The 16,211-nt window shown below is 49.1% G+C and carries 13 protein-coding genes; 1 reads left to right on the forward strand and 12 read right to left on the reverse strand.

The genetic code is table 11. The features are described from left to right. Positions 1–74: 74 nt before the first annotated feature. From FHS16_RS19760 to FHS16_RS19805, 10 genes are all read right to left on the reverse strand, one after another. Complete coding sequence (locus FHS16_RS19760; protein WP_183566540.1) at positions 75–1,085, reverse strand: galactose ABC transporter substrate-binding protein; 1,011 nt, start codon at positions 1,083–1,085, stop codon at positions 75–77. A gap of 124 nt (positions 1,086–1,209) precedes the next feature. Beyond that, positions 1,210–2,193 carry a substrate-binding domain-containing protein gene (locus tag FHS16_RS19765; protein WP_183566543.1) on the reverse strand — a complete coding sequence of 328 codons (984 nt, stop codon included), beginning with the start codon at positions 2,191–2,193 and terminating at the stop codon, positions 1,210–1,212. Then, on the reverse strand, positions 2,193–3,941 hold the full coding sequence (locus FHS16_RS19770; protein ID WP_183566546.1) for a cache domain-containing sensor histidine kinase: 1,749 nt from the start codon (positions 3,939–3,941) through the stop codon (positions 2,193–2,195). The genes FHS16_RS19765 and FHS16_RS19770 overlap by 1 nt, the downstream gene beginning before the upstream one ends. Further along, positions 3,941–5,593: a response regulator gene (locus tag FHS16_RS19775; protein WP_183566550.1), complete on the reverse strand. Its 1,653-nt coding sequence runs from the start codon at positions 5,591–5,593 to the stop codon at positions 3,941–3,943. The genes FHS16_RS19770 and FHS16_RS19775 overlap by 1 nt, the downstream gene beginning before the upstream one ends. A 251-nt stretch (positions 5,594–5,844) precedes the next feature. Next, positions 5,845–6,378 (reverse strand): hypothetical protein, encoded by a 534-nt coding sequence (locus FHS16_RS19780; protein ID WP_183566553.1) that lies wholly within the window; start codon positions 6,376–6,378, stop codon positions 5,845–5,847. 410 nt (positions 6,379–6,788) lie between these two features. Next, a complete protein-coding gene (locus FHS16_RS19785; protein ID WP_183566555.1) occupies positions 6,789–7,829 on the reverse strand; it encodes an HD-GYP domain-containing protein in 1,041 nt (346 codons plus the stop codon). Between the two features lie 13 nt (positions 7,830–7,842). Further along, on the reverse strand, positions 7,843–8,220 hold the full coding sequence (locus FHS16_RS19790; RefSeq protein ID WP_183566558.1) for a response regulator: 378 nt from the start codon (positions 8,218–8,220) through the stop codon (positions 7,843–7,845). After that, positions 8,192–10,270 carry a hybrid sensor histidine kinase/response regulator gene (locus FHS16_RS19795; RefSeq protein ID WP_183566561.1) on the reverse strand — a complete coding sequence of 693 codons (2,079 nt, stop codon included), beginning with the start codon at positions 10,268–10,270 and terminating at the stop codon, positions 8,192–8,194. Before FHS16_RS19795 ends, FHS16_RS19790 begins: the two co-directional genes overlap by 29 nt. 65 nt (positions 10,271–10,335) lie before the next feature. Continuing rightward, the gene (locus FHS16_RS19800; RefSeq protein ID WP_183566564.1) at positions 10,336–12,699 is read right to left on the reverse strand and encodes a response regulator; all 2,364 of its coding nucleotides are present in this window, start codon (positions 12,697–12,699) and stop codon (positions 10,336–10,338) included. 37 nt (positions 12,700–12,736) lie between these two features. Beyond that, positions 12,737–13,738: a methyl-accepting chemotaxis protein gene (locus FHS16_RS19805; RefSeq protein ID WP_183566567.1), complete on the reverse strand. Its 1,002-nt coding sequence runs from the start codon at positions 13,736–13,738 to the stop codon at positions 12,737–12,739. Positions 13,739–14,197: 459 nt separating this feature from the next. Here FHS16_RS19805 and FHS16_RS19810 point away from each other — a divergent pair, with 459 nt between their 5' ends. After that, positions 14,198–14,581 (forward strand): SET domain-containing protein, encoded by a 384-nt coding sequence (locus FHS16_RS19810; protein ID WP_183566570.1) that lies wholly within the window; start codon positions 14,198–14,200, stop codon positions 14,579–14,581. 77 nt (positions 14,582–14,658) lie between these two features. Here the strand turns inward: FHS16_RS19810 and FHS16_RS19815 are convergent, their stop codons facing one another. Then, positions 14,659–15,402 carry an SDR family oxidoreductase gene (locus FHS16_RS19815; protein ID WP_183566573.1) on the reverse strand — a complete coding sequence of 248 codons (744 nt, stop codon included), beginning with the start codon at positions 15,400–15,402 and terminating at the stop codon, positions 14,659–14,661. A gap of 165 nt (positions 15,403–15,567) precedes the next feature. After that, positions 15,568–16,170 (reverse strand): TetR/AcrR family transcriptional regulator, encoded by a 603-nt coding sequence (locus FHS16_RS19820; RefSeq protein WP_183566576.1) that lies wholly within the window; start codon positions 16,168–16,170, stop codon positions 15,568–15,570. Positions 16,171–16,211: the final 41 nt, after the last annotated feature.

Consider the following 16,211-nt stretch of genomic DNA (forward strand, 5'->3'; position numbering starts at 1 on the left):
TGGGCGAAAAAAAACAGGGGCAACGCAAGTGACGTTATTCCCCTGCTCTCGTTCATCCATGCTGATCCAGCATATTATTTGCTAGCTTCTGTTACTTTTTTGTATGGTATCCATACATATTTGCCGTCCGTGATTTCAAAGCCCGTGTTTTCTTTCGTCGGCGTCTCGCCTGCAGCCAGTACGCTCATCAGCTCAACCGTTGCTTTACCTTGGTTAGCCGCATCGTTCAATACCGTTCCAAGCAGCGTGCCTTCTTTCAACGCTTGCTGTGCTGGATCCGTAGCATCTACGCCGACAACCGGCATAAATTTATTGTCTTTGAAGTAACCCGCAGCCTTAAGCGCCTCGATTGCGCCAAGCGCCATATCATCATTGTTCGCGATAACAGCTTCGATTTTGTCGCCTTTGGAAGACAGGAATGCAGCCATTTTCTCTTGGCCCTTCACGCGGTCCCACATCGCCGTATCTTCAGCAAGCTTCTCGACTTGAATGCCTGCGTCCTGAATCGCCTGTACGGAGAACTTCGTGCGAAGCTCGGCGTCTTGGTGGCCTGGCTCGCCTTTCAGCATCACGTATTGCAGGATGCCATCGCCGTTTTTATCGGCTTCAGGATGAGCTTTCCAGTATTCGGCTACGATCTCGCCTTCCATCGTGCCAGACTCTTCCGCTTTCGCTCCTACGAAAAACGCTTTATCCCATTTCGACAAATCGTCGGCAAGCGGCTCGCGGTTGATAAATACAACCGGAATGTTTGCTTTTTGCGCTTTATCGATAATAATGCCAGCTGCCGTACGGTCAACCGGGTTAACCGACATCGCTTTTACTTTTTTCGTAATGAATAAATCAACTTTATCATTCTGCGTCGGCTGCGAGTTTTGGCTATCTACGATGTCTACTGCCATTTTACCTTCTGCCGCCGTCTCGATGGCATTACGCACGCCGCTCATGAATGTATCGTCGAATTTATAAATGGCGACACCTGCTTTGGGCAAGCCGCTTGTGCTTCCCTCTCCGTTGTCGCTTCCGCAACCTGCTGCCGTCACTGCCAATGCTCCAATAACGAGCGCTGCTGTCCACTTTTTCATTTTTATTGACCCCCTGGTGGATGAATTAACTACTGCTTCATTATGTCTCACTTCATAGGAGATTCACATGTAATATCCTCATCATTTTTATTAATATTCTCATCTATTTCGCATTTGATCCCCCTTATTGCACAACAGGGAACAGCAGCTTTTGGTTTTTGAGCCAAAACATGTTCTCTTCGGTGATGAGCTCCATCCCTATCTCGACCTGATCAGGAACGCTACTCCCTGAGGCGGCTTCCAGGGCATGCTTGACGCTGAGGTAGCCCATGCTGAACGGATTCTGGACGATTAACGCTTGAAGCTGGTTTTCCTGCAGCAGCTCCAGCAGCTCGGAGGAGCTGTCGAAACCAACCAACTTAATCTTCTCGCCAGCCAGTCTGTGCTTCAATTCGAGCGCGGCACCGATGGATGTCTCCGTATTCAGTGATAATACCCCGTCCAGCTTCTGCTTATCCAGCATGCCTCTGACAGCTGCTTGGCATGCGCCGTATTCATCGGAGCAGAACTGGCCGTCTACTAGCCGAACGCCTGGATAATCCTTGACCGCATCACGGATTCCTTTCTCCCGCAGCTTCCCGTTAATGCCGCCTTTGCTGAAGGCAATAATGGCTACATCTCCCTTTCCGCCGAGGCGATCAGCCATCTCGCGCATCGCTTCTTTCCCGGCAAGGTAATTGTCCGCACCGATGTAGGAAGCGATTTCGCCTGATGTGAGCAGACTGTCTATCGCAATAACCGGTATATGGCGTTTGGCAGCTTCGAGTAGAAACGGCTCGAACGCAGAGTCTGCATTCGCTCCAAGCACAATGGCATCTGGCTTTGTCTCCAGCGACTGCATCGCTGTCTGCAGCTGCCCGTCAATATCCCCTTCGTCGGCAGGTGCGGATACGTGCAGCGTAATGCCGAATTCTTTTACCGCTGCTTGCGCGCCCATCGTGACATTTTTCCAATAGTCACCTTTGCTTGTGCGGAGAATGAGCTGAATCGTTTTGCCTGCCTCTTCCTGCTGCGGCTCCTCGGAGCCTGGATAAAGCGCGGAATACAGCAAACTTATGGCCACGAGGAAGAGCAGCCAGCTTATAATCATGCTTTTGTGCTTCGCCATTAGGACTGCTCCCCTCCGTCGATTTGATTAGGCATAAGCGCTGGGAAGCGAATCGTAATCGTTGTTCCCAATTCAAGCTCACTCTCGAACTGCAGCCCGTATGCGTCCCCAAAGTAAAGCTTGATTCTTTCCTGCACGTTGGTAATGCCGACGCCCGAGCCCTTCGAGCTCACAACCGTTCCCGCTTGGATCTGCGAGAGCTGCTTCTCGGACATGCCGAGCCCGTCATCCTTGATTCGTATGACGATTTCACTGCCTTCCAGCCGTACTGAAACGGCAATATGCCCTTTGTCCACGGAAGGTTCGATCCCATGCACCAACGCGTTTTCGATCAGCGGCTGAACGATAAGCTTCAAGGTTGGATGAACCAGCGCCTCGTCCTGCAAATCAAAGGAGTAATCGAATTTATTTTTGAACCGCATCTGCTGGATAATGAGGTAGTTGCGTGCGTGCTCCATCTCATCGGCAATCGCAATAAGGCTCTTTCCCTTGCCTATGCTGATCCGGAACAGCTTGGACAACGCCGTAATCGTCGTAATGACCTCTTCATTCTTGTTCATGCCGACCATACGTACGACCGTATTAAGCGTGTTGTACAGGAAATGGGGATTAATCTGAGCCTGCAGCGCCTCCAGTTCATACTTCCGCTTGCTTTCCTGCTCCGACACGATTCGGACCATAAGCTGCTTGATCGTACCTATCATCGTATTGAATCGATCGGCAAGATGCTTGATTTCAAGCGGCCCCTCATCGCTGACCGCTTTATCGAAGTCACCGCGTTCCACGCTTTTCATAGAGAGCTCAAGCCGCTTGATCGGTCTCGAAATACGGCGTGCCACCAAACTCGACAGCAGGAATACAATAAGCACTAACGCGATGAGGAGCTTCGACATCGAACGGTTCAGCTCCCAGCTTGTCGTCATGACTTCATCCATATAGGATACGCCGACGACCTTCCAACCGACGTTGCCAATGGTCTGAACGCTGATCATCTTGGCTTCCTCTGACGTTTCATCAATAAAGCTGCCATACGTATGCTTGAGCGCAAGCTCGACATTTTCTTGTTTCAGGTTTGCATAAATGAGCTCAAGCTGCGGATGATACACGATATTGCCGGCCGATTCATCCAGCATGTACACATAGCCCTTCTTCCCCAAGCTGATGCGCTCGGACAGCTCATCGATCGTGCTGAAATTGACGTCCATCAGCAGCACGCCATTCACCTGCTTGCCGTTATGCTGGACGGTAATGCTTTTGCTCATGGATACGACCCATCTATACTGCTGCTTGTACAGATTCTGAACATGGGGCAGCGATATCGATAGATGGCCGGCTGTATCCATCGCGCTGCGGAACCAGCCTTCCTCCGAGATACGGAGCGTTTCCTTCAGCTCAACGTTCGGCAAATCCAGCAGCAGCTGTCCCTTATCGTCAAAGAGAACCAGCGATACCGTATCGGTTCGCGTCGACATCATCGACTCCAGCTGTTGACGCATCATATCCGATTCCACATTCTCGCTTTGACCGAGCGCATGATGCATCATATTGAACAAATCGGATGTAACCTCCACGTAGTTTTCGAGGTTATAGCTGACTTGATCGACGATTTGCTGCGAATTGCGAAAAGCGTTGTCCTGTGCGGTTGCCGAGAAACGTCCAAATAGAAGAACGCTGACAATCAAAATAATAAAGATGGAGAACAGCGTGAACGACACCGTTAGAATGAATTGAATGCTTCGGCGCTGCATCACTCTTCCTTCTCCGCCGGACTGCTTCGATATTCCTTAGCGGATACGCCTGCATATTTCTTAAAGCTGAGACTGAAATAATTAGGATCAGCGAACCCGACCTTCTCGGCAATCTCGAAAGCTTTCAGCTCCGTCGTGCGCAGCAGCTCCTTCGCTTCTTCCATTCGCAGCTGCAGCAAGTAAGCACCGAACGTAAGCTTCAGCTCCTTTTTGAACAAACCGCTGAAATAGCCCGCACTGACATGCAGCTGTCCGCATACTTTCGCAATCGACAGCTCGCTCTCATGGAAATGACTTTTTGTATAGCTGATCGCGTCCTCCACAATCTGTTTGTAGGTATGCTGTCTGCGGCTCGCAATGCTTCTTCTTACTTTGGCGCACATCTCCCCGAACCAAACTTTCGTTTCCTGCGGGCTGTTCAGCTTCTGGTATTGGTTTAGAATCCCCCACCCTCCGCCGAGGATATCCTCTTCATCGGTTTCGAGCACCTTAGTCAGCTTAATGATCGCGGTCACCATCTCCAGCAAATAATGCTGATAGTCGGGTACAGAAGCCTGCACGCGCGCGATTTCGTCAAAAAGCCCATCTATGACCTCCTCAAGCTCCTTCTCCGTTCCAAGCTTCACCGCACTGATCAAGCTCCGCTCCTTCGATTCATCGAAAAGCAGCTTCTCCTGGACGCGTTTCTCCATATCGTCAATGCAAATAATCATATTGCTGCCAAGTATCCGCCGATAGTCCAGCGCCACCATCGCTGCCTCATAGGCATATTTCAAGTTTCCGAGCTCTCTGGTGAACGTGCCAACTCCGATCATGACCGGGAACCGTAAAAACCGTTCGATGCTTTGCAAGATTTCCTTCAAAGCGGTCTGCGTGTCCTCCATCATCTTCGCTTGATCGCCATGCGGACTTACCGTGAACAAGACGACTTGATCCTGATGGATAAATACTTTGCCGAGCTCATGCCTTGCCCATATTTCGCTCGCAATGTTGCTGACTGAGAACAGCTTCAGATCCAAATCCGTTGATGACGCCAAGGATACCGAAGGCTTGGCGCCATTTTGTTCCGTCGTCTCGTCAGAATGCTGCACCGAGATGATGGAAACCACATAGCCCTCTCCATCCAGCTGCATGCCATACTTCCTTGCTTTCGCCGCAATATCAAGATACGGCTGCTTTCGCGTAATCAATGAGGATAGAAACTTCTCCCGAACGATGGGCAGGCTGGTGCGGTAGTGCTCCTCCAGCAGCTCGACATTGCTCCGCTGTTCGCGCTCCTCGTCCATCCGCCTCGCTACATCCACAACGGTTTCGGTTAGCTGCCCCGCTGAGAACGGTTTCAAAACGTAAGCGTCCACCTGCAGATGAATCGCTTGCTTGGCATATTCAAACTCATCATGACCGGATAAAATAACGATTCGCGTAATCGGATACGTCTTTCTAGCCCATTCCGACAGCTCGAGTCCGTTCATATAAGGCATACTGATATCGGTAATGAGCACATCCGGCTCCATTTTTTCGAATAACTCCATCGCTTCCTTGCCGTTCCCGGCCGTTCTGACCTCCGTGAAGCCGCAGCCTTCCCAATCAATCTCTACCATTAACCCTTCCGTCACTTCCGGCTCGTCGTCAACGAGCAGCAGCTTATACATTTGGCTCCCCCTAAAAAGCTTGCTATGACCATGGCGCAGGCCTGCTGCCTGCATCCCGCCAATTCCCATTTTGCCACAGATTTCATTATTGTACATACAGAAACCTTTGATCAAGGAATCCTTTGCTTTCTATTTCCTTATTATGCAAATACAATCAACTAAACATACGAGTATCGTTGCACGAAGAAAAGACCGATACTCCTTCACACAGGATCATCGGTCTTCTTGTATAGGCACGTCAACGAGTCACATTAGATTTCTGTCCAAGTCACCGTCAACTGAACAATGTCTTCTTGAGGGGAAGCCAGCGGGCCGCCGATCATAGACCAGCTATGCTTTTTCTCGGTATTCATGCCTTGAATAATGAGATTGTTATCATCAATGGTCTGGCCTGCCTCATCCAGGTTCTGCGCATCAAAATAATCTTTGTACGTTTTGGCAACGGATTCCATGCTCTCTTTGGTTGAAAAGATGAGCAATACCGACTTTTTGCCATCGGTCTCCGAGGAATGCGCCGTCGTAATCTCCGCATCCTGCGGCAGCGGAAAATCCTTAGGCAAATACGCGGGTACCTTCTCCGCACCAGTCGTATCGTTTACACTCGTCTCGTTTCCGTTCACTGCGGGATCAGCGGTTTGGCCGACAGCATTATTGGTTGATGTATCTTGCACGTTTTCGCCATTTGGTTCGTTTGGATTATTTTCTGCTGCGGCATTGCCGCACGCCCCTAACGCCATGACCAGTGCGAATGACATTACCGTATGACTCCACATTTTCTTTTTCAAGACTTCAACTCCCTCTTCACAGTTAGGCTCCCAGATGTCTGATCATATGTACGACCCTCCTATCTATTACCCCTCAATGAGCGTATGAAACGCACCTCCAATCCATTCCTGCTGCTGCCAAATCAGTAGTCAGATCTAACGACGACACCCATGGGTATGCAAGGACTCCGATTCTTAGGCAGAAACGATAAGAACAGCCCGCGGAATATCCACGGACTGTTTTTATCAGAGAGAGTATAATCGCGAGCCTTGGAGCACTTGCTATCGCGAGCGAGCGTTTTCTCGCTTCCTTAATGCCATTGAAGTTTAGTCTACTGCTGCTGCTGCTGCTGCTGCTGCTGCTACTATTACTGCTACAGCTACTGTGCTACTACTACTGCTACTCTACTACTACTGCTACTCTACTGCTACTACTGCTGCTGCGGCTGAAGAATCTCGTGAAGAAATGCCTCTACAATTTGAGGGTCGAAATGATGACCGCTTTGGGCCTCAACCTCTGTAATCGCCTCAAGTGAGGTCCATGCTTTTTTATAAGGCCTTTCATGAGTGAGCGCGTCATAAAAATCGGCAAGTGCTACGATACGCGCTTCAATGGGGATTTCTTCTCCCTTTAAACCTTGCGGATAACCCGTTCCATCCCATTTCTCATGATGCGATCTCGTAATGACCTCCGCCATCCTCAGCACATCGAAGGAGCTGCCTTCCAATATGCTTGCGCCGATCAAGGTATGCAGCTTCATTTGTTCGAATTCGTCATGCTCGAAGCGGCCAGGCTTCAACAGGATATGGTCGGGTATGCCTATTTTCCCAATATCATGTAGTGGCGCGGCTCTTGCAATAAGCTCAACCTGCCATTCGGGCAGGCCTAAGCGGCTCGCGATGCGGCTGGACAATTGCCCTACCCGCTGCGTATGCATGCCTGTCATATCATCGCGGTACTCTGCGGCACGCCCGAACAGCTCCAGAATTTCCAGCTGGGCCTGCTGCAGCTGTTCCGTACGCTGCCTAACCCGCTCCTCCAGCAAAGCGTTGTGGGATTGGAGCTGTTTATGAAGCTCACGCGTTTTAAGTAAATTATTAATGCGCAGAATAACCTCTGTACGGTCATATGGCTTTGTCAGAAAATCATTCACGCCTGCCTGCAAGCCTTCTTGTCTTGCCTTCGGCGTGACGTCCGCAGTCAGCATCAGTACTGGCAAATAGTTGTCCTGCCCCGTCTGCTCCCGAATCAGCTTGAGCGCCTCGATGCCATCCATTCCCGGCATATGCAGATCCAGCAGAATGATATCCGGATCCTTGTCCTTCAGCAGCTGCAGAACTTGATGCGGATCAACGGTACTGAATACATGTACGAAACCAGCCCTGCTGAGAATTCGTTCGAGCAAGCTGATATTATATTCCTGATCGTCTACAATTAAAATTTTGGCTTGGTTCGGAGCAGCTTGAGCCACGTTCGTCCTCCGTTCAGTTGATGCTCTCAGTAGTCAATAGATGATTCATTTTATTAAGCAATCGATCCAGCACGACCGGCTTCGTATCGAAGTCATCGCAGCCTGCTTGATAGGCTTTCTCGTCATCTCCGGCCATCGCATGCGCTGTCAGTGCAATAACGGGTATGGCCTTCAACTCCTCCGAGCTTTTGAGAAACCGCGTAGCTTCCCAACCATCCATGACTGGCAAGCTCATATCCATCAGCACAAGGTCGGGACGTTCAGACTCGGCTAGCTCAACGCCCTGCTGACCATCGTTAGCCGTAATAACCACAAATCCTTTGCGAGTCAATCTCCGACTCAGCATATCCCGGTTCATTTCGTTATCCTCTACCAGTAATATCTTGTACATAAAGCGGTCCTCCTTTCGCTGGCTTGTGCTTATTGCTTTGCCTATCATCCGGCGCTTTGTTCTCCTCCGTCAAGAGTATGACTGGAACCCGGCTCCACTTGTCATGCTTTCTCCATTCTTCTATGAAAGCAAGCCCATCCATTCCCGGCATCATTAAATCAAGCACAATTAGCGAAGGCTTTACCCTCCCCATACAAGCCAGCGCAATGACACCGTTCCGCGCTTCGCATACGTTATAGCCTTCCATGCGAAGCAGCCTCGCAGCTTGCTCGTTTGCCGACTTATCATCCTCAATAACCAGCACGGTATGCTCCGCGCGGTTCACAGCAAATTGGTCCATAACGGCGATTAACGACTCTCTCAGAATCGGTTCTACCAGGAACTCAGCCGCACCAAGCGTACGGCTAGACTGTATGTCCTCACCCAAGGAGCGGTTGACATCGGGAATGGCCGCCAGCTCGGAATTTCGCTTCAGCGCCAGCGCCTGTAAAGCTTCGGTCTCCTCATCGAACACCTCCACAGCGCCCGCGTCGGGAGGTGAACTGGGAAGCCAGCAAGTGAAGGTCGTACCTAAGCCAAATTCGCTCTCTACGCTTATATCTCCGCCCATGATTTGACTAAAGCGCTGGCTGATCGCAAGCCCCAGGCCGGTACCTCCATATTTCCTCGTCGTTGAAGCATCCGCCTGCGTAAAGGGTTGAAACAGCTTCTCCAGCTGATCCGGCGTCATCCCGATTCCCGTATCTCTTATACGGAAGGCGAAACCGAAACGGTTTCCTCTAGCCTCCTTATATATATCGAAAGCAATGGAGCCTGCTTCGGTAAATTTATTGGCGTTACTTAGCAAATTAATGAGAATTTGCCGAAGCTTAGTCACATCGGAGGTGAATTCTCCGCCATCTCTGCAATCAGTTTGAAGCTTATTCCCCTTACTTTCGACCAACGGCCGAATCGTCGTCATCACGTCTTGAATCAAATCGGGCAAGCTGTATATCTCTAGATGCAGCTCCATCTTGCCTGCCTCAATCTTGGATATATCCAGAATATCATTGATTAAGGCGAGCAGGTGATTGCCTGCTTTGTTGATCTTGGCCAAGTCCTCTGCAAAAAAAGATTCCCCAAGCTCCTCTGCTTCCTCTTGAAGCATTTCGCTATAGCCGATAATCGCATTAAGCGGCGTACGCAGCTCATGACTCATATTCGCTAGAAACTGGCTTTTGATCATATTCGCTTTGATAGCTTCATCATGCGCTTTGGCAAGCTGCTTAGTCCGTTCGGCAAGTGCGGTCTCCGCTTTGACCCGATCCGTAATATCCGTTCGGATCGAAATAAATTGCCGCGGGCGGCGGTCATCATTAAGAAAAGGCACAATGGTTGTATGCATCCAGTATTCGCTGCCGTCCTTGGCCCGGTTCTTGACCTCGCCTTTCCACACCAGCCCTTGCTTAATCGTCTCCCACATCTCTTTGAAAAAGGATTTGGGATGATACCCTGAATTAATGATCCGATGTGTCTTGCCGATTAGCTCTGCGCGATCATACATTGAAATTTCGCAAAACTTTTCATTGATGTATGTGATGACGCCTTTATCATCAGTGATAGCCACGATAGATGAAGCGTCCAGCGCGTTTTCAATATCATGCAAATTTTCCATGGTCTGAAGCAGTATATTCTCATTTTCCTTGCGAGACGTTATATCTGTGCCTATAGAAACATATTGGTAGACAAAACCTTGATCATTTACAATCGGCATGACCGTCATGCTTATCCAATACTCGGTGCCATCCTTGGCTCTGTTTTTCATTTCTCCTTTCCATACGAGCTTTTGGCTGATCGTTTCCCATAAGTCTTGGAAATAGGCAGCGGGATGATAGCCCGAATTTACCGTATGATGACTTTGTCCGATAATCTCATTGCGATCAAACTTGGAAATCTCGCAAAAATAATCATTCACATAGGTAATCATCCCATTGTCATTCGTAATCGAGATAATGGAGGATAGCTCCATTGCCGATAATGCATGCTTCACATCTTTAAGTTCCGTTAACATCTGCTTCTCCTATCCAGCTCATGCTGTCCAGTATGTAGTCAACTATTAAAGTCCAACATGCATGCCTAAGAAAGATAAGGCCTGATCTCTGCCAGCAAGGACTGCGGATTAAAGGCTCCTTTCTGGACGATATTTTTCACATATCCGCTTAGTTTCCGTTCATCTTCCGGCGTAATGCTCTTCGCCGTCAAGACAACAATCGGTATGCGCCTCCATGCCTCCTGCTTCCTGAGCTCTTCTATAAATTCAAAGCCATCCATCTCCGGCATCATCAAATCCAGCAATATTAACGCGGGGGTTTCCTTCTCTACGCTTGCCAATGCAAGGATGCCGTTGCTGGCTTCCCTAACGGCATATCCTTCTTTTCGCAGCAGTCTTGCCACCAGCTCGCTTGCCGACATATCATCCTCTATGACTAGAATCGAGTGCTGCTCACGAATTGCAACGTACTTGTCCATAACGGTAAGCAGCTGCTCTCTCTGGACCGGCTTCATCAGAAACTCAGCGGCACCAAGCGTGTATCCCAGCTGCCTGTCGCTCGTCATGGACCAGACGACGACCGGAATTTCGGCCAGCTCCGGGTCGCTCTTTAGCGCGCCAAGCACGCTCCAGCCATCCATGCTCGGCATGAGTATATCCAAGCAAATTACTTTGGGCTTAAGCTTTTTGGCGAGCCGCAGCCCTTCCGGACCGTTCTCGGCAAAAGCTAGCTTCCAGCCGGTTTTGGCGAGATAGCGCTGCATTAACTCACGGTTAAATGCTTCATCGTCAATGAGCAGGATACTAACATGCCCAGCCTCTTCCTGTGAAAACGAGGCGGCATCCTTAATCAGGGCTGGAATCGTTACAAGCGCATCAGAGGGAGAGCTTGGCAGCCAGCAGGTAAAGGTCGTTCCAACGCCGAATTCGCTCTCTACTTGAATATCCCCGCCCATAATCTGACTGAAGCGCTGACTGATCGCAAGCCCCAGCCCTGTTCCTCCATACTTTCGTGTCGTAGAAGCATCCGCCTGCGTAAAGGGCTGGAATAGCTTGGCAAGCTGAACGGACGTCATCCCGATTCCCGTATCCCGGACACGGAAAACATATCCAGACTGTCCGTCCCTTGCTTCCTTATATACGTCGAATGTAATTGAACCAGCCTCTGTAAACTTGTTGGCGTTGCTAAGCAAGTTGATCAGAATCTGACGCAGCTTAGTAACATCAGCCTGAATCTCTCCGTCTTCCTCGCATATCGTTTGAAGCTGATTGCCTTTCCCTTCGACTAAGGGACGGATCGTCGTCATAACATCCTGAATTAATTCCGGTAGGCTGCTGCTCTCCAGATGCAGCTCCATCTTGCCGGCCTCGATCTTGGAAATGTCGAGAATATCGTTAATAAGAGCCAAAAGATGGTTTCCTGCTTTGCTGATTTTGGATAAATCGTCTACGAATGTGGCCTCGCCAAGCTCTTCTGCCTCCTCTTGAAGCATTTCGCTATATCCGATAATAGCATTTAGCGGCGTGCGCAATTCGTGGCTCATGTTCGCTAGAAATTGGCTTTTGATCAGATTCGCTTGAATGGCCTCATCATGTGCCTTCGCAAGCTGCTCTGTCCGAACCGCTACCAGATCCTCCAGATGCTCATTTAACGCAACCAGCTCCTGATTCATCATATAAATCTCGTCCGACTTCTGCTGAAGCTCCGAATCCTTATACGCGAATTTTCGGGAGATATAAATGCCGATAATGGATAGGGCGAGCGTTACGAGCGTTCCTGTTGATATGTAATACGCAAGCCACTTCTGATTCAGCATTATGCCCGTGGACTGAGCCGATTCGTCCATGACATGGAATTGAGCCCCTGCCATTCCTGTATAATGCATGCCGGCAATCGCAGCACCCATTAACAGCGCCGCTCCCAGCTTCATCCATTCGCCGGCGCTCCCGGCAGCCTTTCGGAAATAAATAGCCAGCCAAAGCGCTGCTATCGACGCAGCAATGGCTATCACAATAGACAGCGTAAAGTACAATGGGTCATATTCGATGTTGATCCGCATGGCAGCCATTCCGATGTAATGCATGGCCGATATGCCCGACGCCAGCAGCAGGCCGCCAAAAAACACATGCTTAAACCGAGGCTCTGGCCGTCCGATGATGATCAAAGCGATAAAGGAGCCGGCAATAGCCGCCAATACCGAAACGAATACGATGCTCAAATCATAGCTGACCGGCTCAGGCAATGAGAATGCGAGCATCCCTACGAAATGCATCGACCATATTCCCATGCCCATAGCGATTGAGCCGAACAGAAGCCACCCCCATCGTTGTGCTCCTTTGGCTATGCTTAATCTCTCAACCATCACTAGTACGGTATAAGAGGCAACTACAGCAACGAGATAAGAAACGGCTACCAATGTTGTATCATGCGATCCATGAAGATGATGCATGGCGTACCCCCCTTTCGTGTAATTCTTCATTTTATGATTAAGCGTGCAAACGCTGCTGCAGCGCTATTGATAATTGATTCAACTGCCTAATGGCTTGATCAACCTGCTCAGACTCTTCAATCTGGCGCTCGCAAGCTTCCGTGAGCTGTTCAAGCGAAGCCATCCCTTCCTCGATCACGGCAGCAATATCTACCATTTCGGCGGTCACTCCCGATGCTCCATCCCTTACGCGGATCTTCATTTCCATGCTGTCGCTCGATGCTTGAACCGCATGATTAATTTTGCTGAGATTCGATTCGATTAATTCAATGGAATAAGCTTGATCGCCAAGACCGCCCGTCATTTCCTCACAGACAAAACGCATCTGCTTGTTCGTATGAGCAGCTTGGTAGGAGGCGCGCAGAACCGTGTCCGAAGTATTGCCGATTTGCTTGGTAAGCCCCTGAAGCTCCACGAGCAATTGATTCAACCTTTCTTCCTTTTCTCTTTTCTCATTCTCAAGCCGCTCGGTAATAGCCTGCTTGGATCGAATTTGCCAAATCTTCGCGCCCGAAATAGCGGTTAAAAAGGCTATATGTATGAACGCTTTGGAGGCCTCATATTCCGCGGATCCGAGCAAAATCTCAGAAAAAAAGAAATAGCCTGCAGCATGCTGCATCGTAAAAATAAAATTCGTCAGAAGAACTAGCCGGATATCATCATAAGAAGCAATCATGGCAATCACGATAAAAACAGAAAAGTAGTAGGCAGAGTGCCCGCCGCTCCCGCTAATCATTGAAATGCTCGAAAACGATAACGTTAACGTATGCAGCCATCGCAACAGCACATGATCCTTTTTTATTAAGAACACGGAGTACGCCAGCATGAAGCTTATAAAAGGCAAGATTATCAGAATAGCCTCGCCCATAGAGTGTTGCGTGAGTATTCCGTGCATATCCTGCCAGGGATACATCATTCGTGTTGTCGGGAATATGATCACGCTCAACAAAACGGCTGCAGCCGAAAACCATAGCATGAAGCTGTTCTTCCTATCTAACATGAACCAGGCACCCTCCTAAATGGATTCAATATCTATCTTCGCTTTCTGATTGTACAACCATTTGCTGAAACAATTCTGAAACTGCTTGTCCTACGGCAAAAAGCCAATCTCAGCTGGGATGGCAATGCTGTATTTCATGAACTGCAAATAGTATTTAAATAGGGATTCCCTCTGCCTGCAATAGCTTTCTGATCTGATAGATGGCCGTATACAGCTGGGTTATCCCGCGTATGCGTAATCGAGCCCGCACCAATCGCTTATAGAAGATATTATATCGTATTTCAACGATGTTGATCGCACTCTTTTCACCGTCTGCAAGCAATAAAGGTCTAGTTTTCCCCTTATGAATCTCCCTTGTTGCTGGCTATTTCTTCGTTATCTTGTTATATTACCTTAGGTGAGTCCGAATCTTCTTTTTGATGAGAGCTCCTTAGACTATAGAACGCGCAGGTGACGAACATGATTGAGGTAAAAACTTCTAAGCTAAGCGATGGAGAATTCAATAGGGGCGTATTTGCAACACAAGACATACCGCAAGGAACTATATTTCACGAGGCGCCTGTTATTCCATTCCCGAATGAAGAGCATGAACACATAGAGAAAACACTGCTCGCTGATTACGTATTTGAGTATGGAGAGCACCATACGGCCATTCTGCTCGGGTACGGCATGCTGTTCAACCATTCTTACACCCCTAACGCCCACTATGATTTGAATTTCGACAACCATACCGTCGACTTTTATGCCCATACGGACATTGCTGCGGGAGAAGAAATTCTAATCAATTATAATGGCGAAGTTGAAAACGACGACCCCCTCTGGTTCAACGAAGGCAAGGAATAACCAAAAAACGAGGCTAGTTCCGGAAACATACGGAACAGCCTCGTTTTTTTCAATTCGTATGCCTGACTATAATAATCTTAAGCAAACCCGCCATTTACCCGCACGGTCTGCCCTGTCATCCAGCGTGATTCCTCGCTTGCAAGAAACAACACCACACTGGAGATGTCATCGGGCTCGCCCAAACGCCCTAGGGAATTCATGTTGACGATATTCTGAATTTGCTGCTCGGATTTCCCGTCTTTAAACAGCTCTGTATTTATTGGACCAGGCGCAACCGCATTAATCGTAATGCCCTTATGTCCAAGCTCCTTCGTAAGCTGTCTCGTAATCTGCTCCACCGCACCTTTAGTTGCCGCATATGCGCTGTATGCCGGAAACATCATGCCGTTTACCGAGGTTGAGAAGTTAATAATCCGTCCATTCGCATTCATATGCACCGCCGCCTGCTGGCACGCAAAATAGGTTCCTTTTACGTTAATGGCGAACTGCTTGTCGAAATCAGCCTCCGTCATGCTGACAAGCGGCTTTGTAATCATGACCCCTGCATTGTTGACGAGAATATCGATTTGTCCGAACGTCTCGAGCGTCTTCTGAAACAGCATCTCGATATCAGCTACGCGGCTAATATCGGCTTGAATGGCTGCTGCTTCGCCTCCCTGCTCCTTAATTACCGCAACGACTTCCTCCGCTTTAGCCGGACTGCTCGCATAATTAACGACAACCTTCGCGCCGCTGCGCGCTAGCTCCTCGGCTATTTCTCGACCGATCCCTCTCGACGCGCCTGTTACCAAAGCTACTTTGCCAGCCAATTTATGTTCCATTTCATTTATTCCCCCTCAGGTGTCCTGTTCATAAGTCGATTATATACATCATTCAAACTAATATCAAGTGACATTATCGTATATTTGTCATTAGTTAATTTCATTTCTTTCCTATTGGGTAAAACAAAAAGCCCCTTCGATGTTTGCCATCAAAAGGACTCTATTTTAACTTTCATGCGATGATACGATGCCCGAAAGCAGCAGCTCCCACACGAGCTCGAATGGCTCATTCGGATGCTCGGAGGACCATTCCGCAACATGCGCAGGATGATGAAAACGGGACGTTGCCATAAAGATGGCATTAGCGGTCTTTATGGAGGAAGCTGGCTTGAATTCCCCTTTTATTATGCCCTCTTCAATAATGACGGCCATTTGCCCCATTAATCTGTCGACATGCGACGCAATGATCTCAACCGCATGCAATGTAACCTCGGCATACATCGCGAACATCTCTGCATCCTCAGCCGCAAATTTGCGTTTGCCTGCTATTAAAGTGTCCAGCCATAGTCGAAGCCTGTCTGCCGCACTCCCATCTTTGCGCGCTGCAATATCTTCAAGCGGTATGGCAACGGATCGATGCAGCCATCGCTCTGTGACCGCTTCACGAAGAGCCGCTTTGCTTGCGAAATGGCGGTATAGCGTACCGTGGCTGACTCCGAGCACCTTCGCCACGTCGACCACCGAGGTTTTATCCGGGCCGAACCGCCGAAGAACCTGCTCTGCCGCGTCTAATATTTGTTCCTTGCTAAGCGGTAAATCATTTGTCATTATGGGCCGCAGATCATAACCGCCAACTCCCTCAAGAGAGC

It is taken from the genome of Paenibacillus endophyticus, assembly GCF_014192395.1.
GTDB lineage: Bacteria > Bacillota > Bacilli > Paenibacillales > Paenibacillaceae > Pristimantibacillus > Pristimantibacillus endophyticus.

What these genes read in the sequence shown, in the direction of transcription:
- FHS16_RS19760 (WP_183566540.1), bottom strand. Translation starts at nt 1,085, where the DNA reads ATGAAAAAGTGGACAGCAGCGCTCGTTATTGGAGCATTGGCAGTGACG.
- FHS16_RS19765 (WP_183566543.1), bottom strand. Translation starts at nt 2,193, where the DNA reads ATGGCGAAGCACAAAAGCATGATTATAAGCTGGCTGCTCTTCCTCGTG.
- FHS16_RS19770 (WP_183566546.1), bottom strand. Translation starts at nt 3,941, where the DNA reads ATGCAGCGCCGAAGCATTCAATTCATTCTAACGGTGTCGTTCACGCTG.
- FHS16_RS19775 (WP_183566550.1), bottom strand. Translation starts at nt 5,593, where the DNA reads ATGTATAAGCTGCTGCTCGTTGACGACGAGCCGGAAGTGACGGAAGGG.
- FHS16_RS19790 (WP_183566558.1), bottom strand. Translation starts at nt 8,220, where the DNA reads ATGTACAAGATATTACTGGTAGAGGATAACGAAATGAACCGGGATATG.
- FHS16_RS19795 (WP_183566561.1), bottom strand. Translation starts at nt 10,270, where the DNA reads ATGTTAACGGAACTTAAAGATGTGAAGCATGCATTATCGGCAATGGAG.
- FHS16_RS19800 (WP_183566564.1), bottom strand. Translation starts at nt 12,699, where the DNA reads ATGCATCATCTTCATGGATCGCATGATACAACATTGGTAGCCGTTTCT.
- FHS16_RS19805 (WP_183566567.1), bottom strand. Translation starts at nt 13,738, where the DNA reads ATGTTAGATAGGAAGAACAGCTTCATGCTATGGTTTTCGGCTGCAGCC.
- FHS16_RS19810 (WP_183566570.1), top strand. Translation starts at nt 14,198, where the DNA reads ATGATTGAGGTAAAAACTTCTAAGCTAAGCGATGGAGAATTCAATAGG.
- FHS16_RS19815 (WP_183566573.1), bottom strand. Translation starts at nt 15,402, where the DNA reads ATGGAACATAAATTGGCTGGCAAAGTAGCTTTGGTAACAGGCGCGTCG.
- FHS16_RS19820 (WP_183566576.1), bottom strand. Translation starts at nt 16,170, where the DNA reads ATGACAAATGATTTACCGCTTAGCAAGGAACAAATATTAGACGCGGCA.